24 protein-coding genes and 1 tRNA gene are annotated in these 24,112 nt (G+C 67.5%); 11 read left to right on the forward strand and 14 right to left on the reverse strand.

Features of this window, described 5'->3' with window-relative positions; genetic code table 11:
- Positions 1 to 86 precede the first annotated feature (86 nt).
- On the forward strand, positions 87 to 1,577 hold the full coding sequence (locus EF888_RS01840) for a DegQ family serine endoprotease (protein ID WP_109757185.1): 1,491 nt from the start codon (positions 87 to 89) through the stop codon (positions 1,575 to 1,577).
- Between the two features lie 59 nt (positions 1,578 to 1,636).
- Here EF888_RS01840 and EF888_RS22130 read toward each other — a convergent pair whose 3' ends face one another.
- Complete coding sequence (locus tag EF888_RS22130; protein ID WP_241239771.1) at positions 1,637 to 2,014, reverse strand: DUF2269 family protein; 378 nt, start codon at positions 2,012 to 2,014, stop codon at positions 1,637 to 1,639.
- Between the two features lie 19 nt (positions 2,015 to 2,033).
- Complete coding sequence (locus EF888_RS01850; RefSeq protein ID WP_109757906.1) at positions 2,034 to 2,864, reverse strand: N-formylglutamate amidohydrolase; 831 nt, start codon at positions 2,862 to 2,864, stop codon at positions 2,034 to 2,036.
- 172 nt (positions 2,865 to 3,036) lie between these two features.
- On the opposite strand from EF888_RS01850, the gene EF888_RS01855 reads away from it, so the two are divergent.
- The 3 genes from EF888_RS01855 to EF888_RS01865 all read left to right on the forward strand — a co-directional run bounded on the left by EF888_RS01855 (position 3,037) and on the right by EF888_RS01865 (position 4,524).
- Positions 3,037 to 3,111 (forward strand) — tRNA-Val (locus tag EF888_RS01855).
- 68 nt (positions 3,112 to 3,179) lie between these two features.
- The gene (ykgO, locus tag EF888_RS01860; protein ID WP_005850168.1) at positions 3,180 to 3,305 is read left to right on the forward strand and encodes a type B 50S ribosomal protein L36; all 126 of its coding nucleotides are present in this window, start codon (positions 3,180 to 3,182) and stop codon (positions 3,303 to 3,305) included.
- Between the two features lie 67 nt (positions 3,306 to 3,372).
- Positions 3,373 to 4,524, forward strand: coding sequence for a Gfo/Idh/MocA family protein (locus EF888_RS01865; protein WP_109757186.1), 1,152 nt, complete (start codon positions 3,373 to 3,375; stop codon positions 4,522 to 4,524).
- Here EF888_RS01865 and EF888_RS01870 read toward each other — a convergent pair.
- Positions 4,521 to 5,114 carry an alpha/beta hydrolase gene (locus EF888_RS01870; protein ID WP_109757187.1) on the reverse strand — a complete coding sequence of 198 codons (594 nt, stop codon included), beginning with the start codon at positions 5,112 to 5,114 and terminating at the stop codon, positions 4,521 to 4,523. The two genes, EF888_RS01865 and EF888_RS01870, sit on opposite strands and share 4 nt — an antisense overlap.
- On the reverse strand, positions 5,111 to 6,040 hold the full coding sequence (locus tag EF888_RS01875; RefSeq protein WP_109757188.1) for a VOC family protein: 930 nt from the start codon (positions 6,038 to 6,040) through the stop codon (positions 5,111 to 5,113). The genes EF888_RS01870 and EF888_RS01875 overlap by 4 nt, the downstream gene beginning before the upstream one ends.
- Before the next feature lie 104 nt (positions 6,041 to 6,144).
- Between EF888_RS01875 and EF888_RS01880 the strand changes: the two genes are divergently transcribed.
- Positions 6,145 to 6,876 carry a YkgJ family cysteine cluster protein gene (locus tag EF888_RS01880; protein WP_109757189.1) on the forward strand — a complete coding sequence of 244 codons (732 nt, stop codon included), beginning with the start codon at positions 6,145 to 6,147 and terminating at the stop codon, positions 6,874 to 6,876.
- Here EF888_RS01880 and EF888_RS01885 read toward each other — a convergent pair.
- Positions 6,873 to 8,108 (reverse strand): GSCFA domain-containing protein, encoded by a 1,236-nt coding sequence (locus EF888_RS01885; RefSeq protein WP_164721550.1) that lies wholly within the window; start codon positions 8,106 to 8,108, stop codon positions 6,873 to 6,875. The two genes, EF888_RS01880 and EF888_RS01885, sit on opposite strands and share 4 nt — an antisense overlap.
- A gap of 145 nt (positions 8,109 to 8,253) precedes the next feature.
- Here EF888_RS01885 and EF888_RS01890 point away from each other — a divergent pair, with 145 nt between their 5' ends.
- On the forward strand, positions 8,254 to 8,907 hold the full coding sequence (locus EF888_RS01890; protein WP_109757907.1) for a peroxiredoxin: 654 nt from the start codon (positions 8,254 to 8,256) through the stop codon (positions 8,905 to 8,907).
- Between the two features lie 87 nt (positions 8,908 to 8,994).
- Here the strand turns inward: EF888_RS01890 and EF888_RS01895 are convergent, their stop codons facing one another.
- The gene (locus EF888_RS01895; protein WP_109757191.1) at positions 8,995 to 10,503 is read right to left on the reverse strand and encodes a tripartite tricarboxylate transporter permease; all 1,509 of its coding nucleotides are present in this window, start codon (positions 10,501 to 10,503) and stop codon (positions 8,995 to 8,997) included.
- Positions 10,504 to 11,042: 539 nt separating this feature from the next.
- Between EF888_RS01895 and EF888_RS01900 the strand changes: the two genes are divergently transcribed.
- The gene (locus EF888_RS01900) at positions 11,043 to 12,926 is read left to right on the forward strand and encodes a PhoX family protein (protein ID WP_109757192.1); all 1,884 of its coding nucleotides are present in this window, start codon (positions 11,043 to 11,045) and stop codon (positions 12,924 to 12,926) included.
- Positions 12,927 to 13,073: 147 nt separating this feature from the next.
- Positions 13,074 to 14,138, forward strand: coding sequence for a glutathione S-transferase family protein (locus EF888_RS01905; protein ID WP_109757193.1), 1,065 nt, complete (start codon positions 13,074 to 13,076; stop codon positions 14,136 to 14,138).
- Here the strand turns inward: EF888_RS01905 and EF888_RS01910 are convergent.
- The 6 genes from EF888_RS01910 to EF888_RS01935 form a co-directional block, all read right to left on the reverse strand.
- A complete protein-coding gene (locus EF888_RS01910; protein ID WP_109757194.1) occupies positions 14,050 to 14,415 on the reverse strand; it encodes a hypothetical protein in 366 nt (121 codons plus the stop codon). The genes EF888_RS01905 and EF888_RS01910 overlap by 89 nt on opposite strands.
- 129 nt (positions 14,416 to 14,544) lie before the next feature.
- Complete coding sequence (locus EF888_RS01915) at positions 14,545 to 15,240, reverse strand: CDP-alcohol phosphatidyltransferase family protein (RefSeq protein ID WP_109757195.1); 696 nt, start codon at positions 15,238 to 15,240, stop codon at positions 14,545 to 14,547.
- Positions 15,241 to 15,300: 60 nt separating this feature from the next.
- On the reverse strand, positions 15,301 to 16,224 hold the full coding sequence (locus EF888_RS01920) for a tyrosine recombinase XerC (protein WP_241239772.1): 924 nt from the start codon (positions 16,222 to 16,224) through the stop codon (positions 15,301 to 15,303).
- Entirely contained in the window at positions 16,221 to 16,913 is a 693-nt protein-coding gene (locus EF888_RS01925) for a DUF484 family protein (protein ID WP_109757197.1), read from the reverse strand. The genes EF888_RS01920 and EF888_RS01925 overlap by 4 nt, the downstream gene beginning before the upstream one ends.
- A gap of 124 nt (positions 16,914 to 17,037) precedes the next feature.
- A complete protein-coding gene (locus tag EF888_RS01930; protein ID WP_109757198.1) occupies positions 17,038 to 18,447 on the reverse strand; it encodes an FAD-binding oxidoreductase in 1,410 nt (469 codons plus the stop codon).
- Positions 18,448 to 18,479: 32 nt separating this feature from the next.
- On the reverse strand, positions 18,480 to 19,307 hold the full coding sequence (locus EF888_RS01935) for an MBL fold metallo-hydrolase (RefSeq protein WP_109757199.1): 828 nt from the start codon (positions 19,305 to 19,307) through the stop codon (positions 18,480 to 18,482).
- 170 nt (positions 19,308 to 19,477) lie between these two features.
- Here EF888_RS01935 and glpK point away from each other — a divergent pair, with 170 nt between their 5' ends.
- From glpK to EF888_RS01950, 3 genes are all read left to right on the forward strand, one after another.
- Positions 19,478 to 20,959, forward strand: a complete 1,482-nt coding sequence (glpK, locus tag EF888_RS01940; protein ID WP_109757200.1) for a glycerol kinase GlpK — start codon at positions 19,478 to 19,480, stop codon at positions 20,957 to 20,959.
- Positions 20,960 to 21,022: 63 nt separating this feature from the next.
- Positions 21,023 to 22,654, forward strand: coding sequence for an alpha-D-glucose phosphate-specific phosphoglucomutase (locus EF888_RS01945; RefSeq protein WP_109757201.1), 1,632 nt, complete (start codon positions 21,023 to 21,025; stop codon positions 22,652 to 22,654).
- A gap of 122 nt (positions 22,655 to 22,776) precedes the next feature.
- Entirely contained in the window at positions 22,777 to 23,172 is a 396-nt protein-coding gene (locus EF888_RS01950) for a response regulator (RefSeq protein ID WP_109757202.1), read from the forward strand.
- Positions 23,173 to 23,175: 3 nt separating this feature from the next.
- Here the strand turns inward: EF888_RS01950 and rlmH are convergent, their stop codons facing one another.
- Both rlmH and rsfS read right to left on the reverse strand, forming a co-directional pair.
- A complete protein-coding gene (gene rlmH, locus EF888_RS01955) occupies positions 23,176 to 23,643 on the reverse strand; it encodes a 23S rRNA (pseudouridine(1915)-N(3))-methyltransferase RlmH (RefSeq protein ID WP_109757203.1) in 468 nt (155 codons plus the stop codon).
- Positions 23,644 to 23,653: 10 nt separating this feature from the next.
- Positions 23,654 to 24,016, reverse strand: a complete 363-nt coding sequence (gene rsfS / locus EF888_RS01960; protein ID WP_109757908.1) for a ribosome silencing factor — start codon at positions 24,014 to 24,016, stop codon at positions 23,654 to 23,656.
- Positions 24,017 to 24,112 lie beyond the last annotated feature (96 nt).

Below are 24,112 nucleotides of genomic sequence, written 5' to 3' on the forward strand. Positions count from 1 at the left end.
GCGAGCGCTTGTTGCATTGTCAGTCGTACCTATCTGGTCGAAGAGTGCGCAATTGTCGCGGTCGCCCGGACCGCACACCGAGCAGAATGGAGGAACGCGTGAGAGAACTTTCCCTCACTTCCCGCCGGATCCACCCGCTTCAGTCGATCTGGCTTTTCTTGGTCGCCGCCGCCTTCGTGCTGGCCCAGACCCTTTCCGCCGCCGCCCAGTCGCGGCCGGACACCTTCGCCGACCTGGCCGAAAAGGTCAGCCCGGCGGTGGTCAACATCACCACCTCGACGACGATCGCGACCAACACCCAGCCCGGCCCGATCGTGCCGGAGGGGTCGCCCTTCGAGGACTTCTTCAACGACTTCATGGACCGCAACGGCCAGGGCCCGAACGGACCCGGCATGCCCGGCGGACCCCAGCGCAGTCAGGCCCTGGGATCTGGCTTCGTGATCTCGGAAGACGGCTACATCGTCACCAACAACCACGTCATCCAGGGCGCGGACGAGGTGATGATCGAGTTCTTCGAGGGCTTCGATCTGGAAGCCAAGGTCGTCGGCACCGACCCCAACACGGACCTCGCCCTTCTCAAGGTCGACAGCGACAAGCCCCTGAGGTTCGTCGCTTGGGGCGACAGCGAGGCCAGCCGCGTCGGCGACTGGGTCATGGCCATGGGCAACCCGCTTGGCCAGGGCTTCTCGGTCTCGGCCGGTATCGTGTCGGCCCGCGGCCGCGCGCTGTCGGGCAGCTATGACGACTTCATCCAGACCGACGCCGCCATCAACCGCGGCAACTCAGGCGGACCGCTGTTCAACCTGAACGGCGAGGTGATCGGCATCAACACCGCGATCCTCAGCCCGAACGGCGGCTCGATCGGCATCGGCTTCGCGATGTCCAGCCGGGTGGCCGAGAAGGTCGTGTCGCAGCTCAAGGAGTTCGGCGAGACCCGCCGCGGCTGGCTGGGCGTGCGCATCCAGGACGTCGACGAAGACCTGGCCGATGGCCTGGGCCTGGAAGAGGCCCGCGGCGCTCTCATCACCGATGTTCCCGAAGGCCCTGCGGCCGAAGCGGGGTTGCAGGCAGGCGACGTGATCCTGTCCTTCGACAGCGTTGAGGTCGACGACACCCGCGGCCTCGTGCGGCAGGTGGCCGAGACCGACATCGGCAAGGAAGTCCGCGTGCTGATCTTCCGCGACGGCAAGACCGAGACGCTGCGCGTCACGCTCGGCCGCCGTGAAGAGGCCGAACGCGCGGTCCCGGCCGCGGTCACCACGACCGAGCCGGAAACGAGCGACATCATGGGGCTGACGGTCAGCAACATGAGCGACGAGCTGCGCGAGCAGCTCGGCCTGCCCGAGGACACCGAGGGCCTGGTCGTGTCGGACGTGGCCGAGGACTCGGAAGCCTACGAGAAGGGCCTGCGCGCGGGTGACCTGATCACCGAGGCCGGGCAGGAGAAGATCGCCACCGTGGCCGAGCTTCAGTCCCGCATCGACGAGGCGAAGGAGGCCGGGCGCAAGTCGCTTCTGCTTCTCGTCCGCCGCGAGGGAGAGCCGCGCTTCGTCGCCCTCTCTCTCGAAGAGAGCTGATCCCCCCAACCATGCATGCTCTCGAACCGCCGGTCCCTCACGGGGCCGGCGGTCGCGATTCAGAGGGACGGTTTCGTGAGCATGAGCCAGAGGATCGCCAGCACGGCTGCGAAGGCCGGAAAGCCGAAGGCGAACCACAGGCGGTAGAGGCGGTGATAGGCGGAGGGCAAGGGATCGCCCCGATCCCGCGGGCCGGCCGCGTTCACAACCACGTCGACGCCGCCGAGGAGGTCGGACCAGTCGCGGGGCGAGGCGCTTGCGAGGTCGAGGATGCGCCAGTCGGTGAAGCGTGTCGCCGCCGCGGCGCTGGCGGACCGACCCGCGCCCAGGATGCGGAAGCCCGCCCGGTCGAGCGCCTCCCTGCAGGAAAGCCCGATCAGGCCGCATCCGCTGAGGACGAGGACCGTGGTGCGACTGTCGGCCGTTCGCTCCGCCATGCAGTCCGGCCCCGACGGCCTACTCGGCCGCCATCGGGATGTCGGCCCGCCCGATGTCGGTGACGTCGCGCACCACACGGTCTATGAGCTTGGCGAAGGCGTCGAAGTTGTTGTTCGGCCGGATCGCCTGCTCGTTCATGTAGAGCGAGCGGTCGATCTCGATCTGGACGACGTGCTGGTTCCGCGCCGGCCGTCCATAGTGCTGGGTCACGAAGGCGCCCGCGAAGGGAGCGTTGCGCGCGACGTTGAGCCCGGCGGCGGTGAAGGCGGATTCGATCCGATCCACCACCTCGGACGAGGCGGCGGCCCCGAAGCGGTCGCCAAGCACGATCTCGGGCTTCGGCCCGCGCGACGAGAGCGATTCGATGGCCTCGTGCGGCATCGAGTGGCAGTCGATCAGCACCGCCTCGCCGAACAGCGCGAGGCTGTCCGAGATCAGCGTCTGAAGCGCGTCGTGCCAAGGCTTCCAGTGGTCGGCGATACGCTGTTCGGCTTCCTTGCGGGTCAGCTTGCCCTTGTAGATCGCCCGGCCGTTGGCGACCACGCGCGGCACGACGCCAAGACCCGAGGCGATGCGCGGATTATGCGCGGTCTTCTTCACGCCCTCGATCAGAGCGGGGTCGAGTTCGTCGAGCGAGCGGTTGACGTCGATCCAGGCGCGGGGCGCCACGGCTGTCAGAAGCGGCGCGCCGTGATAGGGGGCGGTGGCGAAGAGAACGTCCACGAAAGCGTCCTCGGACGATCTGAGCGTGCGCTCGTCCAGAACCGACCGGCGGACGAACCTCCACGGGTATTCGTTGCCCGAATGCGGCGACGCGAAGACGACGCTTGTCGTCCGAATGTCCGGCATGTTCAGGCGGTAAGCCGTCACGGAATGCTCCCCACTGGCGTGTCATCCTACACGCATTGACAGGCTGTCGAAAGGCCCTTGAAGTGCCTTTCCTATCCCATTATAGGACACCGGATCGACGCGGGGAGTCCCCCCGCGTCGTGTTTATTAGGACAAGTCGGAAACGGCGGACGGGCGGTTAGCTCAGCGGTAGAGCACTACGTTGACATCGTAGGGGTCACTGGTTCGATCCCAGTACCGCCCACCATTCACCGCCGCGCCACGCGCGGCAATCTGGACAGGCGCCTGTCACGCGCCACGACAAGGAGAGGGCCGATGAAGGTCAGGAATTCGCTGCGTTCGCTGAAGAACCGGCACCGCGATTGCCGCGTCGTGCGTCGCAAGGGCCGCGTCTACGTGATCAACAAGACGCAGCGCCGGTTCAAGGCGCGCCAGGGCTGATCGCCCGCGCAACGCATGGAATACGGGGCTGCCTTCGGGCAGCCCTTTTTCGTTCGGGGAGGAACGGATGGAGAGACTGACCTGGGGGATGATCGGCGGCGGCGAGGGAAGCCAGATCGGCCCCGCGCACCGCCTTGGATCCGCGGTGGACGGAGAGTTCTCGTTCGCCGCGGCGGCGCTGGATCACCGGCCCGATGCGGGACGCGCCTATGCCCGGTCTCTCGGCATCGCCGGCGACCGCGCTTATGGCGACTGGAAGGAGATGCTGGCCGGGGAATCGGGCCGCGCCGACCGGGTCGACTTGGTGACCGTGGCGACGCCCAACGCGACTCACTTCGGGATCGCGCGCGCGTTTCTCGAGGCCGGGTTCGACGTGCTGGTCGAGAAGCCGATGACGATCACGGTGGAGGAGGCCGAGACGCTGGTGCGCCTGTCGCGCGAGACGGGGCGCATCTGTGCGGTCAACTACGGCTACACCGGCTATCCGCTGGTCCGGCAGATGCGCGGCATGGTCGCGCGTGGCGACCTGGGGCAGGTGCGCCTCGTCATGGCGACCTTCGCGCATGGGCACCATGCGGATGCGGCCGACGCCGACAACCCGCGCGTCCGCTGGCGCTATGACCCGGCGACGGCAGGTATCTCGGCGCAATTCGCGGACTGCGGCATCCACGCGCTGCACATGGCGAGCTTCGTGACGGGGCAGGAGGTCGAGCGTCTGTCGGCCGACCTCGCATCCTGCGTGCCGGGGCGGGTGCTGGAGGATGATGCGCTGGTGGCGTTTCGCATGAACGGCGGCGCCGTGGGGCGGCTCTGGACCTCGTCCGTGGCAGTCGGGCGGCAGCATGGGTTGGAACTGCAGGTCTACGGCGAGAGGGGCGGACTGGCCTGGGCGCAGGAGCAGCCGAACCAGTTGCGCTGGACGCCGCTGGGGGAACGCACGCAGATCGTGGAGCGCGGCGATGCCGGGATGCTGCCCGAGGCCGCGGCGGCAAGCCGCGTGACCGTCGGACATGCCGAGGGGATGCCCCTGGCCTTCGCCAACATCTATCGCGACCTCGCCCGCGCGATCCGGGCGCGGAAGGCGGGGGAGCCTGCACCTCCCGCGCTTTATCCGACAGCCGAGGACGGCTTGAGGTCGATGGCCGCCATCGCGGCGGTTGCGGCCTCGGGGCAGGCGGAGGGCGTCTGGTTGGACGCCCGCCCGCCGATGTTCCGCTAGGCGAGGAAGGCGCGGACGGCCTCGGTCTCTTCGGGGCGAATCTCGTGGCCGCCGTCGGTCCAGGTCAGCGTGACCTGCGCCCCTTGTCCCTCCAGCCAGTCGGCGAAGGCCTGCGTCGCAGGTGCAGGGCAGATCGGGTCGCGCCGTCCGGCGGTGATGAGGATGTGCCGCCCCGACAGGCCCGGCTGCGGGTCGGGCGTGAAGGGGATGAGCGGGTGCATCAGGACGAGGCGGTCGACGATCTCGGGCCGCGCGAAGGCGACCGAGGCGAGGATGTTCGCTCCGTTCGAGTAGCCGAGCCCGATGGTGGGCGGATCGCCTGCCGCCTTCTTCTCGGCGCTCAGGAAATTCGCCATCGCCTCGGTCCTGCGTGCCAGGTCGTCCATGTCGTAGACGCCTTCGCCCGTCCGGCGGAAGAAGCGGTTCATGCCGGATTCGGAGACGTCGCCGCGCGGGGACACGACTTGTGCGCCGGGGACAAGCGTCGAGGCGGCGGCGTGGAACTGGTGTTCGTCACCGCCGGTGCCGTGGAAGGTGAAGACGAGGGGCGCGCCTTGCGCGCCCTCGGTCCGGGCCGTGACATACCTCATTGGATCGGCTCCAGGATGCGTTCCAGCTTGTCGCGCAGATGCGCGTGCTGGGATGGCAGTTTCAGCGCCTCGCCGAGGTGCGCGGTATCCTCGTCGATGTCGAAGCCGGGCTCGTTGGTCGCGACTTCGAACAGCACTCCGCCCGGCGTGCGGAAGTAGATCGCCCAGAAATAGTCCCGGTCGATCACCGGCGTCACCGCGTGGCCCGTGTCGATCAGCGCCTCGCGCACCTCGAGCTGCCGCGCGCGGTTCTCGACCGCGAAGGCGATGTGGTGAACCGATCCGGCGCCCTGAGCGGCGTGGGCCGCGCCCGGCAGCGTCTCGATGTCGATGGCGTCGGCGCCGTTGCCGCCCGGCACCTCGAAGCGGGTGACGTCGCCGTCTTTGCCCGTTTCCTCGTAGCCCATGAAGCGCAGCAGTTCGGCCGAAGCGCCCGCATCGCGCAGGCGCATGTCGGCGGAGTGGAAGCCCCGGATCGCCATGTCTTCGTTCACGCCGTTGCCCGTCCAGGGCGCGCGCTCGTCGTCACGGGTGGCGATAAGTGCGAAGGCATCGCCATCGGGACCGTCGAACAGGACGCGGTCCTGCCCGAAGCGGGTATCACGCGACAGGCCGGCGGTTTCGAAGGTCGAAAGCCGGTCGGCCCAGGCGTCGAGACTGCCCTCGGGGACCGAGAAGCTGGTGCGTCCGACCTCACCCGTGCCGGGACGGCCGCGCGCGGCCTGCGGGAAGGGGAAGTAGGTCATCACCGATCCGGGCGTACCCTGGGCGTCGCCATAGTAGAGGTGGTAGACATCCGGGGCGTCGAAGTTCACGGTCTTCTTCACCCGGCGCAGCCCGAGCGCGTCGGTGAAGAAGGCGTTGTTTCGCGACGCCGACGAGGCGAGCGACGTGACGTGGTGAAGTCCCTTGATCTGGTTGAGCATGGTGCCCTCCGTAGTTCGGTTGAGGCTAAGTTAGTGTGTGTGGATGCGGATGAAATGGCCGATTTCGCGCATCTCTTGATCGCTGGCGCACATGAGGCCTCTGCATGAAGAGCCTTGGCGACCTGAAGCGCAAGGTCGGTGCGACCAGGTCCGGGTCCGTTCCGGCAGCCTTCCGCGAGGCGGCGCGGCGCACCCTACTGGCTTGGGTGGACATGGCCGAGACGCATCGTCTCGACATGCGCCAGGCCTTGCGGCGGTTGCGCGACGGCGAGGCGGCGGTCGAGGTAGCCCGGGCGGCACTGGGAGCGCAAGCGTCCGATCCCACTGGACCGATGGCGCAGGCCGATTGCCGCAAGGGCTGCGCCTTCTGCTGCATCCTCCTCGGCTCGGACGGCGGCACGATGACGGGCGTCGAGGCGGCGCGGCTGCATGAGGCCCTGGCCCCGCTCGCGGACCAGCCTGACGGGCGGGACTGGCACCCGTCGGCCTGCGCCGCGCTCGATCCCGAGACGCGGCTGTGCCGTGCCTACGAGGCGCGGCCCGCGATCTGCCGCAGCTACATCTCGCCCGACGCGGCGCTCTGCGAGAGGGTCGCGCAGGGCGAGGCCGTGGCAGGGCCGGGAGTCCTCGGCGGGCACACGCTGTACCTCTCGGTCCTGACCCTGACGCGCGAGGCGCTGCGCGGCGTCACGGCGGTGCCGACCTACAGCCTGTCGAAGATCGCAAGTGCGGCGGTCGAGGGCGTGCCGCTCGCCGACGCTCTGGACGGCGCGCGCCACGCGCCCCGCGAACTGACGGAGGAGATCGGCCGCCAGAAGGCCGCGCTCGGCCGCTAGGCGTCCGCGTCGGCGGGCTCGTCCTGAGCCTCGGCCTCGGCCCTCTCCGCCCGCCAGGCGTCGAGAAGCGTCTCGAGAAGGCCGCGCATCGCGGCGTCGGTCCGGTCGTCCTCGTGCAGCCGCACGCCCGACAGGAACTTGCGCAGACGATAGGGCTTCCGCTTGGCGAGGATAGGCTGCAACTCGCCGGGAAGCGTGCCCGAGGCGACATGCGCCCGCACCCAGGCCTCCAGCAACTCGGTGCCGGTGACGCCGCTGTCCTTGCACCAGGCAGATTCGAAAAGGTGCATGATGTAGGACAGCACCACGGGCCGGACGTGCCTCCGGTCGGCCTTGTAAGGGCTGCGGAACACATCCGTCACAAGCTCGTAGGACGGCCAGTAGAACAGCCGTCCCTCGTCGCGGACCTCGCGGCAGACCTCGTCGATGGCGACGCGCAGGGTAGCCTTCGAGACCGAGTTGGCGGTGATGCAGGACACGTCGCGAAAGGTTGCGACCAGCGGCACGGGCGAAAGCGTGACGATGACCTTCGCGTCGGGGCGGTACTTCCGGATCAGGTCGTAGATGGCGCGGATGTTGTCGCGGTTCTCCTCGACCGTCGACAGGCGGAACTTGTGCCGTTCGGGGTCGTAGGCGTCCTTGGGAATCGTGCGCCAGAAGACGTTACCGGTCTTCTCGTCGTACCAGACCTCGCTGAGGCCGAAGGTCAGGATGAAGACCTCGGTCTCGTCGAAGATGCGTTTCGTCTCCAGCCGCACGTCTTCGTCGTAGCCGTACTCCTCGGTCTTGTAGCCGTGCCAGAGCGCCTGGCCGAAGACACGGTTCTCCCAGGCCCATTCGAATTGCTGGCGGATGACGAAGCTGTTCACCATGCCTTCGCCCATGGTCACGACATAGGCGCGCGCGGCGTCGCCCGCTCGGTTCAGGACGCGGAAGTTCCGCTCGCTGAGCCAGTTCGAGATGTTGGCGGCGAAGCACGACCCGAAGGCGGTGATCTGGGTGCCCTTGTCGATCAGGGGCGCGTCGGGAAGCCAGCCGTGAAGTACCCACTTTTCGGGACCGTCGAGCTCCATCAGCTGCTGGAGCTTCGGGTTGAAGTTGGTGTGCTCGCCCCGGAACCAGGTGCGGAACTCCGGCCCCTTCTTGCTGGTGTGCTGGAAGGCGACGCCGACCGCGCCGGTGTCTTCCGGGCTGGTATCGTCGAGATCGACGTCCTTGGGCCTGTCCGCCACGCTGCTCGCGCTCCTCTCCGGGTTTTCGCAAGGGTGCCCCAACACCCCCGCGCGGTCAACGCGATGCTGCCGTGCGGCGCTGCGCCTCTGTTGACAGAGCGGAAAGGGGATTATGTCGGTGTCGAAGCAAACGAAGGAGGACGCCATGTCCCTGCGTATCAACGACACCGTTCCCGATTTCACCGCCGAGACGACCGAAGGCACGATCCGGTTCCACGAGTGGATCGGCGACGAGTGGGCGATCCTGTTCAGCCACCCGAAGGATTTCACTCCGGTCTGCACGACCGAGTTCGGTGCGGTGGCGCAGCTTGCCGACGAGTGGAAGGCGCGCAACACCAAGGTCATCGGCATCTCGGTCGACGGCGTGGACGACCACAAGAAGTGGAAGCAGGACATCGAGACCGTCGCCGGTGCGCCCGCAGGCTTTCCGATCATCGCCGACGAGGATCTGAAGGTCTCGAAGCTTTACGACATGCTGCCCGCAGACGCCTACTTGCCGGACGGGCGCACGCCCGCGCATTCGGCCACGGTGCGGTCTGTCTTCATCATTTCCCCCGACAAGAAGCTTCAGCTCACCATGACCTATCCCATGTCGGTCGGCCGCAACTTCGCCGAGGTGCTGCGCGCGCTCGATGCCTTGCAGGCGACCTTCGGCGTGCCGATCGCCACGCCCGCCAACTGGGTCCACGGTCAGGACGTGATCGCGGCACTGTCGCTCGACGACGCGGCGGCCGAGGCGAAGTTCGGCGCGCTCGACAAGAAGCTGCCCTACCTGCGGTTCGTGAAGGCTCCGGCCTGAGCCCGCAATGCGAGAGACCGGCGAGGCTTGCGCAAGCGCGCCCGCCGGTCTCTTGGCACGATCAGCCGAGCGTCTGAACGCATCCTCTCATGTTGGCCGGCGGCGGGACGGACGCAGATACTTGAGGGCCGGCAGGAAGATCAAGATCAGCGCGATGATCGTGATCGGGCCCGCGATCGGGCGCGTGATGAAGATCGTGGGATCGCCCGACGACAGAAGTAGCGACTGCCGCAGTGTCGGCTCGGCGATCGGGCCGAGGACGATCGCCAGCACCGCAGGCGCGACCGGGTAGTCGAACTTCCGCAGCAGAAACGCGCCGAGGCCGAAGACGACCATCAGCCAGACGTCGAACATGTCGGAAGTCGCCGCGTAGCCGCCGATGATCGACAGAACGAAGATCAGCGGCGCCAGCACCGTGAAGGGCATCCGCAGCATCCAGATGAAGAGCGGGATGAAGGCCAGGTTCACGACGAGCGCGAAGAAGTTCGAGACGTAGAACGACCCGATCAGGCCCCAGACGAATTCGGGCTGTTCCACGAACAGCATCGGTCCCGGTGTCAGGCCCCACATCACCATGCCGCCGAGAAGGATGGCGGTGGTGGGAGAGCCGGGGATTCCGAGCGTCAGCATCGGCAGCATCGCTCCGCTGGCGGCCGAGTTGTTCGCGGATTCGGGCGCGGTCACGCCGTTCACCTCGCCTTGCCCGAACCTTTCGGGGTTCTTCGACGTCATCTTGGCGACGCCATAGGCCATCAAGGCGCCCGGCGTGGCGCCCGCCGCCGGAAGGACACCGACGAAGAAGCCCAGGGACGAGCCGATCGACATGCCCCTCCAGCCGCGGCGGAAGGTGGTTGCAGTGTCGTCCATCACCCCACGGAGCGACATCTTCGCTTCGCTTGTCGTGGTGCTGCCTTGCGATTCGTTCAGGGTCCAGAGCATCTCGCCGATGCCGTAGACGCCGATGGCGAGGACGAGGAAGCTGATGCCGCCGAGAAACCCGTTCATGTCGAAGAGGACGAGGCGCGGCGCGCCGGTGATCTGGTCGAAGCCGACGGCGGCAAGAACGAGTCCGAAGCAGATCGAGAAGATGGTCTTCGGGATATCGTCTCCTCCCAGCCCCACGAAGGTCGCGAAGGCCAGAAGCATCAGCGCGAAAATCTCGGGCGGACCGAAGCTGAGTGCCACGGTGGCGAGAAGCGGCGCGAAGGCCGTGAAGAGGATATTTGCGACCGTGCCGCCGATGAAAGACGCGATAGCGGCAGCGATGAGCGCAAGACGCGCCTGCCCCTTGAGGGCCAGCGGCCGGCCGTCAAAGGTGGTTGCGACGGCGGTCGAGGCCCCCGGAATGCCGAGCGTGATCGACGAGATCGCGCCCCCGTACATCGCGCCGTAATAGATAGCGGCGAGAAAGATGATGGCGGATCCCGGCGGGACCAGGAAGGTGATGGGCAGCAGGATCGCCACCCCGTTGACCGAGCCGAGGCCCGGCATGGCGCCGATCCAGAGGCCGACGGTCACGCCCGCGAGGATCAGCAGTATGTTCACGGGCTGAATGGCGATCAGAATTCCATCGCTGAGCGATGATAGGATTTCCATAGGTTGGTGCGCCTCCTGGGACGCGATTGGACGAGCGGCGGTCGAGCGATGGTGGCGTGTCAGCCGCGGACCCGGGCGACGGGGTCGGGACGGTGCTTCGCCGTGAACCCGGGACGTGCCTCGGGTCGGGATCGGGGCGGGAAGATGCGCGGAAACATGGGTTCGGGTCGGCGTTCCGGCGGGCGTGCCGGATGGGCGCAGACGATATAACGGTGACCCGAACGTTCGTGACGACACACCTCGGAGGGTCCCGGTTCCTCTGGCGACGATGCGACTCGCGCCGGGATGCCGCTGCTCGCAGCGTCCATGATTGGCTGAGCGACCTCGACCTGGCAATGAGGCACGGCGCCGGCATGTCTCGGGAAAGCCGGTCTTGTGCAGAACTCCGCCAAGGGCGGTGTTTTCCGTTGCTCGCGGGACGCTGCGAGACGCGGCCATCGCCGTTACGGCGCCCCCGTCACGAAACCGTAACGGCGGCGACGCGAACCTGTCATCCTGCGGCTCTACTTCGGCGTAAAATCGTCAGAGGGAAGACCGACATGAAAGACACGACCGACACCCGCCACCTGAGCTGGGACGAGTGGGACGAACTCAAAAGCCCGCGCCCTGCCGAGACCGGATTCGACCGCGTGGTCGACATCGCGCTCAGCCGCCGGGGTTTCCTGGGCGGCGTACTCGCCTGGGGATCGGGCGCCGCTGCCATGGGGGCGGGGACGCTTCTGTCGTCGACCTCGGCGCAGGCAGCCGCCAGCCGCTTCGCCTTCGAGGGCATCGCGGCCCAGACCGACGCCACGATTCACGTCCCGCAGGGCTATGCCTGGTCTACGCTCGTGCGCTACGGCGACCCGCTGTTCTCGGACGCGTCGGAAATGGCGCAGGACGCCGCCTTCGCGCCCGACGCGGCCGCCCGCGTCTTCGGCGAGAACACCGACGGGATGGAGCTGTTCGAGATCGATGGTCGCCAGGTCATCGCGGTGAACCACGAATACGCCAACCCCGAGATCAACCTGCCCGCCAGCGCGGGCGAGGTGACGAGCGCGGACGACGTGAAGACCCTCCAGAACCTTCAGGGCGTCGCTGTCTTCGAAGTCGCGCGTGAGGGGGACACCTGGTCGGTCGTGCTCGACTCGCCCTTCAACCGCCGCATCACGCATCTGACCGAGATGCGCCTGACCGGACCGGCGGCGGGCCACGACCTGCTCAAGACCTCGGCTGACGCGACGGGCACGTCGGTCCTCGGCACGCTGAACAATTGCGGCGCGGGCAAGACGCCCTGGGGCACCTATCTGACCTGCGAAGAGAACTTCAACGGCTACTTCGGCTCGACCGACGCCACGGTCGAGATCACGCCCGCCTTCAAGCGCTACGGCATCGGGGCCGAGGGCCGCTATGCCTACGAGGCGCACGATGCCCGCTTCGACATCTCGCAAGAGCCGAACGAACCGAACCGCCACGGCTGGATTGTCGAGATCGACCCCGCCGACCCGGCCTCGGTTCCGGCGAAGCGCACCGCCTTGGGCCGCATTAAGCACGAGAATGCCGCCTGCGCGCTGACCCGCGAGGGCCATGTCGTTGTGTACATGGGCGACGACGAGCGGGGCGAACACCTCTACAAGTACGTCTCGAACGGCGTCTACGCGCCCGGCGTCGACACGGACAGTCTGCTGGACGATGGCCGGCTCTACGTGGCCGTCTTCGACTGGGACGGCACGGGCGACTGGGTCGAGCTGACGCCCGAGACGACCGGGATGGAGACGGCCGAGATCCTGGTCCACACCCGCATGGCGGCCACTGCCGTGGGTGCCACGACGATGGATCGGCCCGAGTGGGTCGCCGTGAACCCGGTCTCGTGTGAGGCCTACTGCGCGCTCACCAACAACTCGCGCCGGGGCGTCGCAGGCGATGACGGCACCGTCGCGATGAAGCTGAACGCGCCCAACCCGCGCGAGGCCAACGAGTTCGGCCAGATCGTGCGCTGGTATCCGACGAACGAGGACCACGGTGCCGACAGCTTCCGCTGGGACCTCTACGTGATGGCGGGCAACCCGAAGGCGGCCGAGGGCGCGCACAAGGGCAGCGCCAACATCACCGAGGGCAACATGTTCAACTCGCCCGACGGGATGATGTTCGACACCTCCGGCCTTCTCTGGATCCAGACCGACGGCGAGGACTCGAACGAAGGCGTCTTTGAAGGGCAGGGCAACAACCAGATGCTGGCCGGCGACCCGGCGACGGGAGAAATCCGCCGCTTCCTCACCGGCCCCAAAGGGTCGGAGGTCACGGGCCTGACCTGGTCCGCCGACCGCTCGACCATGTTCGTCGGCATCCAGCACCCCGCCGCCCCCTTCCCGGACGGAGAAGGAATGCTGCCCCGGTCGTCCATCGTGGCCGTCTGGCGCGAGGACGGCGGCCTCGTCGGCTGACCCCTCGATCTGTCGTGACGAGTGCAGGGCCCGGTGGCGACGCCGGGCCCACTTGCCGTTGTGCGGAGCCGCACAGGTCCCGTTCGGGACCTTATCTGGCGCGCAGGCGTCCTATCTAGGACGAATGACTGCGAGAGGAGACAGATCATGGGCAAGCTTGTCGAGGGCGTTTGGAAGGACATCTGGTACGACACCTCCCAGTCGGGCGGACGCTTCGAGCGGTCCACCACCGCCTTCCGCAACTGGGTCACCCCGGACGGAAGCGCCGGACCCACGGGCGAGGGCGGCTTCAAGGCCGAAGCGGGGCGCTATCATCTCTATGTCTCCTACGCCTGTCCCTGGGCGCATCGCGCGTTGATCTTCCGCAAGCTGAAGGGGCTCGAAGACCTGATCCCGGTCTCGGTCGTGCATCCCGAGATGCTGTCCGACGGCTGGACCTTCGACGCCGATTACGAGGGGGCGACGGGCGACGGGCTGTTCAACCTTCCCCACCTGCGCGACGTCTATATCCGCGCCGAGCCCGACGTCTCGGGCCGGGTGACTGTCCCGGTCCTCTGGGACAAGACCCGCGACACCATCGTGTCGAATGAAAGCGCCGAAATCATCCGCATGTTCAACTCGGCCTTCGACGGGCTGACGGGCAACACCGACGACTATTGGCCCGAGCACCTGCGCGAGCGGATCGAGAAGGTGAACGCGCGGGTCTACGACACCGTCAACAACGGCGTCTACAAGGCCGGTTTCGCCACGACGCAGGACGCCTATGACGAGGCCGTCGGCGACCTGTTCGACAGCCTCGACTGGCTGGAGGGGATCCTCGGGAAGAACCGCTATCTGGTCGGGGACCGCATCACCGAGGCGGACTGGCGGCTGGCAACCACGCTCTTCCGCTTCGACCCGGTCTATCACACGCACTTCAAGTGCAACCGGAACTACCTGCGCGACTATCCCAACCTCTGGGCCTATGCGCGCGAGTTGTACCAATGGCCCGGCGTGGCCGAGACGGTCAACTTCGACCACATCGTGCGCCACTACCACTATAGCCACGAGACCATAAACCCGAACCGGATCATCCCGATCAATCCGGTGCTGGACTGGTCCGCGCCGCATGGGCGCGACCGTCTCAAGGCGGCCTGCGCCCGACGCGGCTGGCGATCAGGGCGACCGGACCCGCCGTCTTCTCATAGTCCAGCGGCGCCTGCTCGGCGGTAGGCGTCGCTCGCTTGTATTCAAAGACCATCTCGCCACCGTCCGCCTCGGACGCCACGATGAGGCATTGCGACAGGTGCCGCGCGCCGTCATAGACGTCGACCAGCCCCCGCAGGTGCGGGGCGTCGTCGGCATCGAGCGCGAACCCGTCGGTCCAGTGTCTGAGAATGACGAAGGTCCGGTCGCCCGCCTTGACCCTCATCCGGCTCTTCTTGCGAAGCGTCTGCTTGCGGGCCAACTCGAGCCCCTCACGCACTTCTTTCGGCAGATATTCCGACATAATGCACTCCCCCCGGGGACGATCCTGCAACGATTCGTCCATTCCGCAAAGCGGGGTGAAATACTGTCTCCCGCCACGGGACGATGACCGAAGAACGCGATATGCTTGTGACAGTTCCGCAGCGTCGGGTCAGAGACGCTCGCGGTAGATCACCTGTTGCGCCGCGCCCGCACCCATAAGCCAGAGCGAGGTCACCACGAGGCCCCAGTGCGCGAAGCTTTGCGGGTCGAACCCGACGGCCGCTGCCCATCCTGCGAAGACCGTCCAGAGCAGCGCCACGGGCAGCGAGATCCAGCGCCACCGCGCGGTGCGCACCGGATGGATGAACTTGATCGGCAGCAGCATCGCGACCGCGAGGATGCAGACCAGAAGCAGGATCACCCAGAAGCTGGGCTTGATGGCGAAGAGGACGAGGACGACCATGTTCCAGCAGGCGGGAAAGCCCGAGAAGGAATAGTCCGACGTCTTCATCCGCGTGTCCGCAAAATAGATCGCAGACCCGAAGGTGATGACGATGATCGCGGCCCACCCCGTCCAGCCCGGCATCAGCCCCGACTGGAACAGCGCGAAGGCCGGAATAAAGACATAGGTCAGGTAGTCGATGATGAGATCCAGAAGCGCGCCATCGAGCCGGGGCGCGTTGATCCCGACGTCGGTCTTGCGCGCGAGAGGCCCGTCGATGCCGTCCACCGCAAAGGCGACCACCAACCAGAAGAACATCGCCGCCCAGTCGTTCTTGGCCGCCTCAAGGAGCGCCAGCATGGCAAAGACCGCGCCCGAGGCGGTCAAAAGGTGGACAAGGTAGGCCTGCGTCTTCCGCGTCATCGGTCCCTCATGCCTGATCCGGCTGTCGGGTGCAAAACGGTTCTCGACCGCAAAAGGTCCTCACTCCGCCGCCGCACGCGGATGCGACGCTTCGTAGACCTCCATCAGCCGCGCGGTATCGACGGCGGTATAGGCTTGCGTGGTCGACAGCGAGGCATGGCCCAGAAGCTCCTGGATCGCGCGCAGATCGCCGCCCGCGTTCATCAGGTGTGTGGCGAAGCTGTGGCGCATGGCGTGGGGGGTCGCCGTCGCCGGTAGCCCGAGTTGCGCCCGTGCCTGCTCCATCACCTTCTGGATATGGCGCGGCCCCAGGCCGCCGCCGCGCATGGCGCGGAAGGCGGGGGCCTCCGGCGTCAGATCGAAGGGGCAGGCCTCGGCATAGGCCGCGACGGCACGCCGCGCGACCGGCAGGACCGGCACGATCCGCTCTTTCCCGCCCTTGCCGAAGATCCGCAGCGACTCGCCCAAAGGCAGGTCCCGGCCCATCAGGCCAAGCGCCTCCGAGATCCGCAGCCCGCAGCCATAGAGAAGCGTCAGCACCGCCTGGTCGCGGAGGCCCGTCCAACCGGCGCTGGTCTGAAGCTCGACTGTCTCGATCATCGCGCGCGCGGCGTCCTCGGCCAGCGGGCGCGGCAGCTTGTTCTTGAACCGCGGCGTGCGCGTCATCAAGACGGCCGAGGGGTCGAACCCCTCGCGCTCGGCCATCCAGGCGACGAAGTTCTTCACCGCCGACAGCGCCCGCGCCAGCGACCGCGCCGAAAGTCCCCGGGCGCGCTCGTGCGCCATCCAGGACCGCATGTCCTGAAGCGTCAGCCGTCCGATCCGCGCCGTGCCCGCGCCGTCTCCGTCATGCGTCTGGAGAAAGGCCAGAAATGCCGCCACGTTCGAGCCATAAGCCTCGACCGTGCGCGGCGACCGCCCGCCCACGGCGGCCAGCTCGGCCAGCCACCGCTCCAGCGCGTCGCGGAGGCCGGGCTGGATCACCCCAGCCAGCGCCGCATGGCGCGTTCGAAGACCGATCCCATGAAGTCCAGAAGGTCCGTGCCCTGCGTCGGCGCGAAATGCAGCGGATCATCCGAGGCGAAGGCCAGCATCCCCGGCAGGCGGCCTGCGCCGAAGTCGAGATAGATGCAGGCTTCCGACTGGATCCACCCCGCGCCGCGCCCGAAGACGAGGCCGGCGTTGCCGTCGGTCTGGCGCAGCGTGACGCGCCGGATCGGACGCCCTTGCCCCATGTAGTCTCCCACGAAGCCGGGCTGCACCACGGTCAGGACGTCGCTGCCGAGGTTCGCGTCGGGCATCTCCTGGCTTTCCAGGACAAGGCGCACGAGGTTGACCTGCAGGATGTCGGCCACGTCCGTCCCGATGCAGGACAGGAAGCCCTCGAAGGTCAGAGGCTCGAGGAAAGACACGATGGCGCGATGCACCTGGTTCATGCCCGCGAGGTTCTCGTAGGCCGCCGCGATGACCGAGCGGTGCGTGTCTTCCAGCCGCTGGAGTCGTGCCTCGAGACGGTCCATCGCCACACCGCGAAGGTCGACGACATTGCCGCCAAGCGACCGGTCGTTCGCCGTGATGAGCGCCCGCATTACATCCGGATCCTCGAGGATCACGTCGGGTTGCTGAAGAATTCGCGTGCGCAATTCGTCGGCGAAAGCGTGCTGCTCGCTCATTGGTCCTGCCTCTCATGGACGCCGCTCTCATGGCGGCTGTAGGTCGGGAAACCTTGGCAGGCGCCCGGCGCTGTCGCAAGCGTCTTGGTCACGCAGTTCCCCGGACGCGGCAGGGAAGCCACGGTCAGAGGAGGGGCAGCACCGCGCCGGGGTTCATGATGCCCTTGGGATCGAGCGCCGTCTTGATCGCCCGCATGGCGGCCAGCTTGGCGGGGTCGCCCCAGCGTTGCAGTTCGCCCACCTTCTTGCGGCCCACGCCGTGCTCGGCGCTGAAGCTGCCGCCCCGCGCGACGACCATCTCGTGGACAAGGTCCGACACGTCGTGCGACCGCGCCATGTAGGCGTCGCGGGTGTCGCCCCTCTGCGGGAAGAGGTTGTAGTGCAGGTTGCCGTCGCCCAGGTGGCCGAAGCAGGCGATGCGGCCCGGTGCGATCGCGGCGATCGCCTCCGGCGCCTCGGCGATGAACCCTGCGAGTTCGGACAGCGGCAGCGAGATGTCGTGCGACGCGATGGCGCCGATCCGGCGGTTCGCCTCGGGGATGGTCTCGCGGAAATGCCAGAAGTCGGCGCGCTGCTGCCCGCTCTGCGCCACCGCGCCGTCGCTGACGAGGCCGGCTTCGAAGGCATCCTCGAAGAGTGCGGTCATCATCTCCTCGGGGTCCGCGCCGGGGCCGGTGCCCAGTTCGGTCAAGATCGCCCACTCCGGGAACGTCTCGAACGGCTGACGCGCCTCGGGATGCGTCTCGGCCATCATGTCGAAGTTCGTGCGCGAGATCAGCTCGAAGGCCGACACCGCCTCGCCCGCCCGCTGTCGGAAGAGCGTAAGAAGCGCGATGGCCGCGCCTGGGTCGCGCACGACGAGGAAGGCCGTCGCGATTTGCGCGGGGCGCGGGAACAGGCGCATCGCCGCTCCCGTGATGATGCCGAGCGTGCCCTCGGACCCGATCAGCAGGTGGCGCAGATCGTAGCCCGTGTTGTCCTTCCGCAGCCGCTTCAGCCCGTTCAGGATCGAGCCGTCCGGCAGCACCGCCTCGATCCCGAGGCACACGTCGCGGACCATGCCATAGCGCAGGACGTTCAGCCCGCCCGAGTTCACCGCCAGCCCGCCCCCGATCCTCGCGCTGTCCTGGCTGCCGTAGCTGACCGGAAACAGCCGCCCCGCCGCCTCGGCCGCCGCCTGCGCCTCGGACACCGTCACGCCGGCGTCGAGGACGATGGTATCTTCCTCGGGATAGATCGCGCGCACGCGGTTCATCCGTTCGAGAGAGACGATCAGCGGTACGGGCCCCTCGGACGAAACCTGCCCGCCGACAAGACCCGTGCCGCCGCCATAGGGCTGGATCCCCACTCCCGCAGCGGCGCAAGCCTTCACCACCTCGGATACCTGGTCGGTATCGGACGGCAGCGCCACGAAGCCGGGACGGCCATGATAGACGTCGCGCGGCTCTTCCAGGTAATTGGGTGCGGCGGGTTTCACGGTCACGCCACGAAGGGCGAGCGCGTCGGCGAAGGCTTGGTCGGCGTCTGTCAGCATGGGCCAAGCGGTAGGTCCGGGCCCCGAGAGTGTCAATCCAGCGAGGGTGCCAGAAAGCCCGGTTGCAGCACGACAACCGTCGGCCGCGACGGCAAGGTGCGCAGCGACACCTCCATCTCGCTGCCGTCACGGACGTCGACCGCGAACTCGTCCGAAACGCCCACAAGGAAACGCTCCAGCGACGGCCCCGAGAACCAGTGCATCGGCAGGACGACCGAGGACCGCAGCCGCTTCACGATCCGGATCATCGTCGGGATGTCGACCGTCATGCCGCCGTCCACCGCCGCCATCACCACGTCCAGCCGCCCGATGGCGGCATAGGTCTCGTCCGACGGCTCGTGGTGAAGGTGTCCGAGATGCCCGATGCAGAGACCGGCGACCTCGAAGATGAAGATCGAGTTGTTGTCGGTGATCCGGTCGCCGCCAAAGCCGCCCCGCACGTCGGTGGTCACGTTCCGGACCAGCATCTCGCCCAAATCGAGGTAGTGGTCGGCCGGCGCGCCCTCCTGCCGCCAGCCCTCGAGAATGTTCGGGATCGACGGGTCGGGAATGGCGGTCCAGTGACTGCTGTGCGAGTTGTTCATCGTCACCACGTCCGGCCGCGGACCGCCCGAGCCCGTGAACCCGTTGAAGTCCGTGATGACGTCGAGCCCGCCCTCGGTCTGGATCAGGTACATCGAGTGATCGACATAGGAGATCCGCACCGTCTCGGCGTCGGGCAGGGGGTCGGACCATGCGGCCCGCCAGACAAGTTCGGGCGAGGCGTCGGCGATGGCGATGCAGTGGCTCGGCATCCGGTCCTGCGCCAGCGCGGGCAGGCCGACGGTAACGAGGGCGACGGCAAGGGTCAGTCGGAGCATGGGGAAACCTCCTGTGCCAAAGCCTAGCGGACAGGTCGGCCAGCGCCAATCACGAGCGGGTGAGGGACGGCAGGAGCGGGCTTGCATGATGGGGAAGAGATGAAGCGGCAGGCACGCAGTTGCGAAGTGCCAAGGCTTTGGACAGACTGCGCCCCAAAGGGAGGGACAGCATGACCACCTACGTTATGGCGATCGACCAGGGCACGACCTCCAGCCGGACGATCCTGTTCGACGCCGACCTCCGTATCGTGGCCTCTGCCCAGCAGGAGTTCCCCCAGCACTTCCCGGCGTCGGGCTGGGTCGAGCACGATCCCGAGGACCTGTATCGCACGGTGGTCGAGACCGCGACCGCCGCGATGGACAAGGCCGGCGCCACCGCCGCCGACATCGCCGCCATCGGCATCACCAACCAGCGCGAAACGACGCTGGTCTGGGACCGCGACACCGGCAAACCCTTGCACAACGCCATTGTCTGGCAGGACCGCCGCACGGCGGACTACTGCGCGAGGCTGAAGGCCGACGGTCACGAAGAGACGATCACCGCCAAGACGGGCCTGATCGCCGATCCCTACTTCTCGTCGACAAAGGCCAAGTGGATCCTCGATCAGGTCGAGGACGCCCGCGACCGCGCCCGCATCGGCCGGCTGATGTTCGGCACGGTCGATAGCTGGCTGATCTGGCGTCTGACCGAAGGACGCTCGCACGTCACCGACGCGACCAACGCCGCGCGCACGATGCTTTACGACATCCACAAGGGCGATTGGTCCTCGACGATCTGCGAACTGCTGGACGTCCCCCGCGAGATGCTGCCCGAGGTCCGCGACTGTGCCGACGACTTCGGCACCACGACGGTCTTCGGCGGCGACATCCCCATCCTCGGCGTCGCGGGCGACCAGCAGGCGGCGACCGTGGGTCAGGCGTGCTTTTCGCCCGGCATGATGAAGTCGACCTATGGCACGGGCTGCTTTGCGCTGCTCAACACGGGCGATGCGCCGGTCCGGTCGACCAACCGGCTTCTGACCACCATCGCCTATCAGTTGGACGGCAAGCCGACCTATGCGCTCGAAGGCTCGATCTTCATTGCCGGCGCTGTGGTGCAATGGCTGCGCGACGGGCTGGGACTGATCGAGGCCGCCAAGGAGACGCAGGCGATGGCCGAAGGCGCGGACGCAAGCCAGTCGCTGATCCTCGTGCCCGCCTTCACCGGCCTGGGCGCGCCCTACTGGGATCCCGATTGCCGGGGCGCGGTCTTCGGCCTCACCCGCAACTCGGGCCGCAAGGAGCTGGCGCGCGCCGCGCTCGAAAGCGTGGGCTTCCAGACCCGAGACCTTCTCGAGGCGATGCGCGGCGACATGGGCCACGACAGCGAAGGCGTCCTGCGCGTCGACGGCGGCATGACAGCCAGCGACTGGACCATGCAGTTTCTCGCCGACATCATCGGCGCCCCCGTCGACCGCCCGCAGGTGCTGGAAACGACGGCGCTCGGCGCGGCCTGGCTGGCGGGAATGCGCGCGGGCGTCTATCCGGACGCCGAGGGCTTTTCGAAAGGCTGGGCGCTGGAGCGCCGCTTCGAGCCGACGATGCCCAAGGACGAGCGGGACACGAAATACGCGCGTTGGAAGAAGGCCGTGGCAGCGACGATGTCCGTCTGACCTGCCGGGGTTGCCGGGGACTGAACCCTCGCTAGGTGCGAGTGGTGCGAGGGGAGACACCAGATGCAAAGCCTGACCGTCAAGACGCAGCCCATCGAGGGCCAGAAGCCCGGCACCTCGGGTCTGCGCAAGAAGACCCGCACCTTCATGGAGCCGCACTACCTCGAGAACTTCGTGCAGGCGATCTGGAACGGCATCGGCGGCGCAGAGGGGAAGACCTTCGTCGTCGGCGGCGACGGGCGCTATTTCAACGACCGCGCGGTGCAGGTGATCCTGCGAATGGCGGCGGCCTCGGGCGCCGCCAAGGTGATCGTCGGGCAGGACGGCATCCTGTCGACCCCCGCCGCCTCGCACCTGATCCGCAAGCGCGAGACCGACGGCGGCATCATCCTTTCGGCCAGCCACAACCCGGGCGGTCCAGACGAGGATTTCGGCATCAAGTTCAACGGCCCGAACGGCGGTCCCGGTTCGGAAGATCTGATGAACCGCATCTTCGACGCGACGACGTCACTCGCCTCATACGCGATCGTCGAATCGCAGGACATCGACATCTCGACACCCGGCACGACGACTCTCGGCGGCATGGAGGTCGAGGTCGTGGACCCCGTCGCCGATTACGCCGCGCTGATGGAGAGCCTCTTCGACTTCGCAGCCATCCGCGACCTCTTCGCCTCCGGCTTCACCATGTGCTTCGACGCCATGCACGCCGTGACCGGCCCCTATGCCGTAGAGATCCTGGAACGCCGCCTCGGCGCGCCGAAGGGCACTGTCGTCAACGGCACACCGATGCCCGACTTCGGTGGCGGCCATCCCGACCCGAACCCGATCTGGGCCAAGCCGCTGGTCGACCTCGTGATGGGTCCGGACGCCCCCGACTTCGCCGCCGCCTCCGACGGCGACGGCGACCGCAACATGATCCTCGGGCGCGGGCTCTACGTCACGCCCTCCGACAGCCTCGCCGTCCTCGCCGCGAACGCGCACCTCGCCCCCGGCTATGCAGGCGGCCTCAAGGGCGTGGCTCGCTCCATGCCGACAAGCGGCGCCGTCGACCGCGTCGCCGAGGCGCTGGGTTTGGACTGCTACGAGACGCCTACCGGCTGGAAGTTCTTCGGGAATCTTCTTGACGCCGGCAAGGTGACCCTGTGCGGCGAGGAAAGTGCCGGCACCGGCAGCGACCACGTCCGCGAGAAGGACGGGCTTTGGGCGGTGCTGCTCTGGCTCAACATCCTCGCCGAAACGGGACAAGGCGTCGGCGACCTGATGCGTGCGCACTGGCAGCGCTTCGGCCGCAACTATTACACCCGCCACGACTACGAGGCGGTCGAGAACGCCCGCGCCAACGCGCTGATGGACGACCTCCGCGCGCGCCTGCCCGGGCTTGCGGGACAGACCTTTCCGGCGGGCACCGTCAGCGCGGCTGACGAATTCGCCTACGACGACCCCGTCGACGGCTCGCACTCGGAAGGGCAGGGCATCCGCATCCTCTTCGACAACGGCAGCCGCATCGTCTATCGCCTGTCAGGCACCGGGACGGTGGGCGCGACCTTGCGCGTCTATCTCGAGGCGGTCGAAAGCGACCCGTCGAAGCTGGAACGCCCCGCCGCCGAGGCTCTGACGCAGGTGGTCGAGACCGCCGATCAAATCGCGGGAATCGAGCGTCACACCGGCCGGACCGCTCCCGACGTCACGACCTGACGGCAGCTTTCCGCTACGTCCACCGCCCTGTCGCGCGAATGTCGCGCAACCGTCACGCGAATCTGCTATGGCTGGGTCAGTGGTGGGACGATCCGACAAACCCTGAACCCTGGGGGCGACCGATGACACTGCACGGTTCCGACGACAGACTCCGTTTCCTTTTGGCCGAGGACGATACCGTCGCGGCCATCGACATCGAATGCATTCTCGAAGATCTGGGCCACGAGGTCGCGGCCATCGCCGTGGTCCCCGCGATGGCGCTCCGCGCCCTCAGAGGCGACGCGGCGCATGTCGACGCGGTGATCTTCGGTGCCTCGCTGTTGGGCCTGCCATCCGATGACCTGTCGCGCTGGCTGCGGCGCGCGGGGATCCCGGGCGTCGTCACCTCGCGTGAGCCTGCCGCCATCGTCCGCACCATGGGCTTCCACGAGCCCTGCCTCGAAAAGCCCTATGCACGGCCTGCCGTCGAGGTCATCTGCGCACAGCTTCTCCAGGCCCGACACACCTACGCCGCCTGACGCCTAGTCCCTGTGGTAGGGCGCGCCTGCCAGAATCGAGGCGGCCCGATAAAGCTGCTCGGACAGCATCACGCGCACCAGCATGTGCGGCCAGACCATCATCCCGAAGGACAAACGCGCATCGGCGGCCTCCAGCAGCGCCGGATGAATGCCGTCGGCGCCGCCGATGATGAAGGCGACCTCGCCGCGCCCCTGGTCGCGCCAGTCCGCCAGCATCGCCGCGAACTCGGGCGAGGTCATCACCCGGCCGCGTTCGTCCAGCGCCACGACGACATCGGCGCCCTGAACCGCGCGGCCAAGCAGGTCGGCCTCGGCCACCATGCCGCCCTTCTTCGCTTCGATTTCGTGGATGGTTGCGGGACCGAGCCCCAGCGCGCGCCCGGTTCGGTCGAACCGCGTGAGATAGTCCGAGACCATGTCGGCCTCGGCGCCGGCCCTCAGACGGCCGGCCGCCGCGATCTTGACGCGCATAACCCTGGGGTCAGGCCCGGCCGGTCGCCGCTGCCTCTTTCGGCGACAGCCACATCTTTTCCAGCTGATAGAACTCGCGCACCTCGGGGCGGAAGACGTGGACGATCACGTCGCCCGCGTCGATCAGCACCCAGTCGCCGGTTTCCTTGCCCTCGATCTTGGACAGCCGCCCGTGATCCTGCTTCAGCCTGTCGACCACGGCATCCGCGATCGAGGAGACCTGCCGGGAAGACCGGCCCGTCGCGATAACCATCCAGTCGGCCATGCTCGATTTGCCGCGAAGGTCGATCTTGACGATCTCCTCGGCCTTGAGGTCTTCCAGCGTTGCGAGGATGTGGACGAGCAGTTCGTCGCTCGAAAGGGTGCCGGTCATCACAGGACCGGCCGTTCCGGCGGCCACGCTGGCCGCGTCTTGAACCTGGGACAGGACATCGTCCTCCTACGTTTCACCACGGAAAAACGGCGCCGG

Origin of the sequence: Silicimonas algicola (assembly GCF_003970735.1) — a bacterium.
In the GTDB taxonomy this organism is placed as follows: Bacteria; Pseudomonadota; Alphaproteobacteria; order Rhodobacterales; family Rhodobacteraceae; genus Silicimonas; species Silicimonas algicola.

What these genes read in the sequence shown, in the direction of transcription:
- EF888_RS01850 (WP_109757906.1), bottom strand. Translation starts at nt 2,864, where the DNA reads ATGCCGGACATTCGGACGACAAGCGTCGTCTTCGCGTCGCCGCATTCG.
- EF888_RS01875 (WP_109757188.1), bottom strand. Translation starts at nt 6,040, where the DNA reads ATGCTCAACCAGATCAAGGGACTTCACCACGTCACGTCGCTCGCCTCG.
- rlmH (WP_109757203.1), bottom strand. Translation starts at nt 23,643, where the DNA reads ATGCGCGTCAAGATCGCGGCGGCCGGCCGTCTGAGGGCCGGCGCCGAG.
- EF888_RS01945 (WP_109757201.1), top strand. Translation starts at nt 21,023, where the DNA reads ATGCAAAGCCTGACCGTCAAGACGCAGCCCATCGAGGGCCAGAAGCCC.
- EF888_RS01865 (WP_109757186.1), top strand. Translation starts at nt 3,373, where the DNA reads ATGGAGAGACTGACCTGGGGGATGATCGGCGGCGGCGAGGGAAGCCAG.
- EF888_RS01900 (WP_109757192.1), top strand. Translation starts at nt 11,043, where the DNA reads ATGAAAGACACGACCGACACCCGCCACCTGAGCTGGGACGAGTGGGAC.
- EF888_RS01890 (WP_109757907.1), top strand. Translation starts at nt 8,254, where the DNA reads ATGTCCCTGCGTATCAACGACACCGTTCCCGATTTCACCGCCGAGACG.
- EF888_RS01895 (WP_109757191.1), bottom strand. Translation starts at nt 10,503, where the DNA reads ATGGAAATCCTATCATCGCTCAGCGATGGAATTCTGATCGCCATTCAG.
- EF888_RS01870 (WP_109757187.1), bottom strand. Translation starts at nt 5,114, where the DNA reads ATGAGGTATGTCACGGCCCGGACCGAGGGCGCGCAAGGCGCGCCCCTC.
- EF888_RS01930 (WP_109757198.1), bottom strand. Translation starts at nt 18,447, where the DNA reads ATGCTGACAGACGCCGACCAAGCCTTCGCCGACGCGCTCGCCCTTCGT.
- rsfS (WP_109757908.1), bottom strand. Translation starts at nt 24,016, where the DNA reads ATGACCGGCACCCTTTCGAGCGACGAACTGCTCGTCCACATCCTCGCA.
- EF888_RS01925 (WP_109757197.1), bottom strand. Translation starts at nt 16,913, where the DNA reads ATGAGCGAGCAGCACGCTTTCGCCGACGAATTGCGCACGCGAATTCTT.
- EF888_RS01840 (WP_109757185.1), top strand. Translation starts at nt 87, where the DNA reads ATGGAGGAACGCGTGAGAGAACTTTCCCTCACTTCCCGCCGGATCCAC.
- EF888_RS01880 (WP_109757189.1), top strand. Translation starts at nt 6,145, where the DNA reads ATGAAGAGCCTTGGCGACCTGAAGCGCAAGGTCGGTGCGACCAGGTCC.
- EF888_RS01935 (WP_109757199.1), bottom strand. Translation starts at nt 19,307, where the DNA reads ATGCTCCGACTGACCCTTGCCGTCGCCCTCGTTACCGTCGGCCTGCCC.
- EF888_RS22130 (WP_241239771.1), bottom strand. Translation starts at nt 2,014, where the DNA reads ATGGCGGAGCGAACGGCCGACAGTCGCACCACGGTCCTCGTCCTCAGC.
- EF888_RS01905 (WP_109757193.1), top strand. Translation starts at nt 13,074, where the DNA reads ATGGGCAAGCTTGTCGAGGGCGTTTGGAAGGACATCTGGTACGACACC.
- EF888_RS01915 (WP_109757195.1), bottom strand. Translation starts at nt 15,240, where the DNA reads ATGACGCGGAAGACGCAGGCCTACCTTGTCCACCTTTTGACCGCCTCG.
- glpK (WP_109757200.1), top strand. Translation starts at nt 19,478, where the DNA reads ATGACCACCTACGTTATGGCGATCGACCAGGGCACGACCTCCAGCCGG.
- EF888_RS01910 (WP_109757194.1), bottom strand. Translation starts at nt 14,415, where the DNA reads ATGTCGGAATATCTGCCGAAAGAAGTGCGTGAGGGGCTCGAGTTGGCC.
- EF888_RS01950 (WP_109757202.1), top strand. Translation starts at nt 22,777, where the DNA reads ATGACACTGCACGGTTCCGACGACAGACTCCGTTTCCTTTTGGCCGAG.
- ykgO (WP_005850168.1), top strand. Translation starts at nt 3,180, where the DNA reads ATGAAGGTCAGGAATTCGCTGCGTTCGCTGAAGAACCGGCACCGCGAT.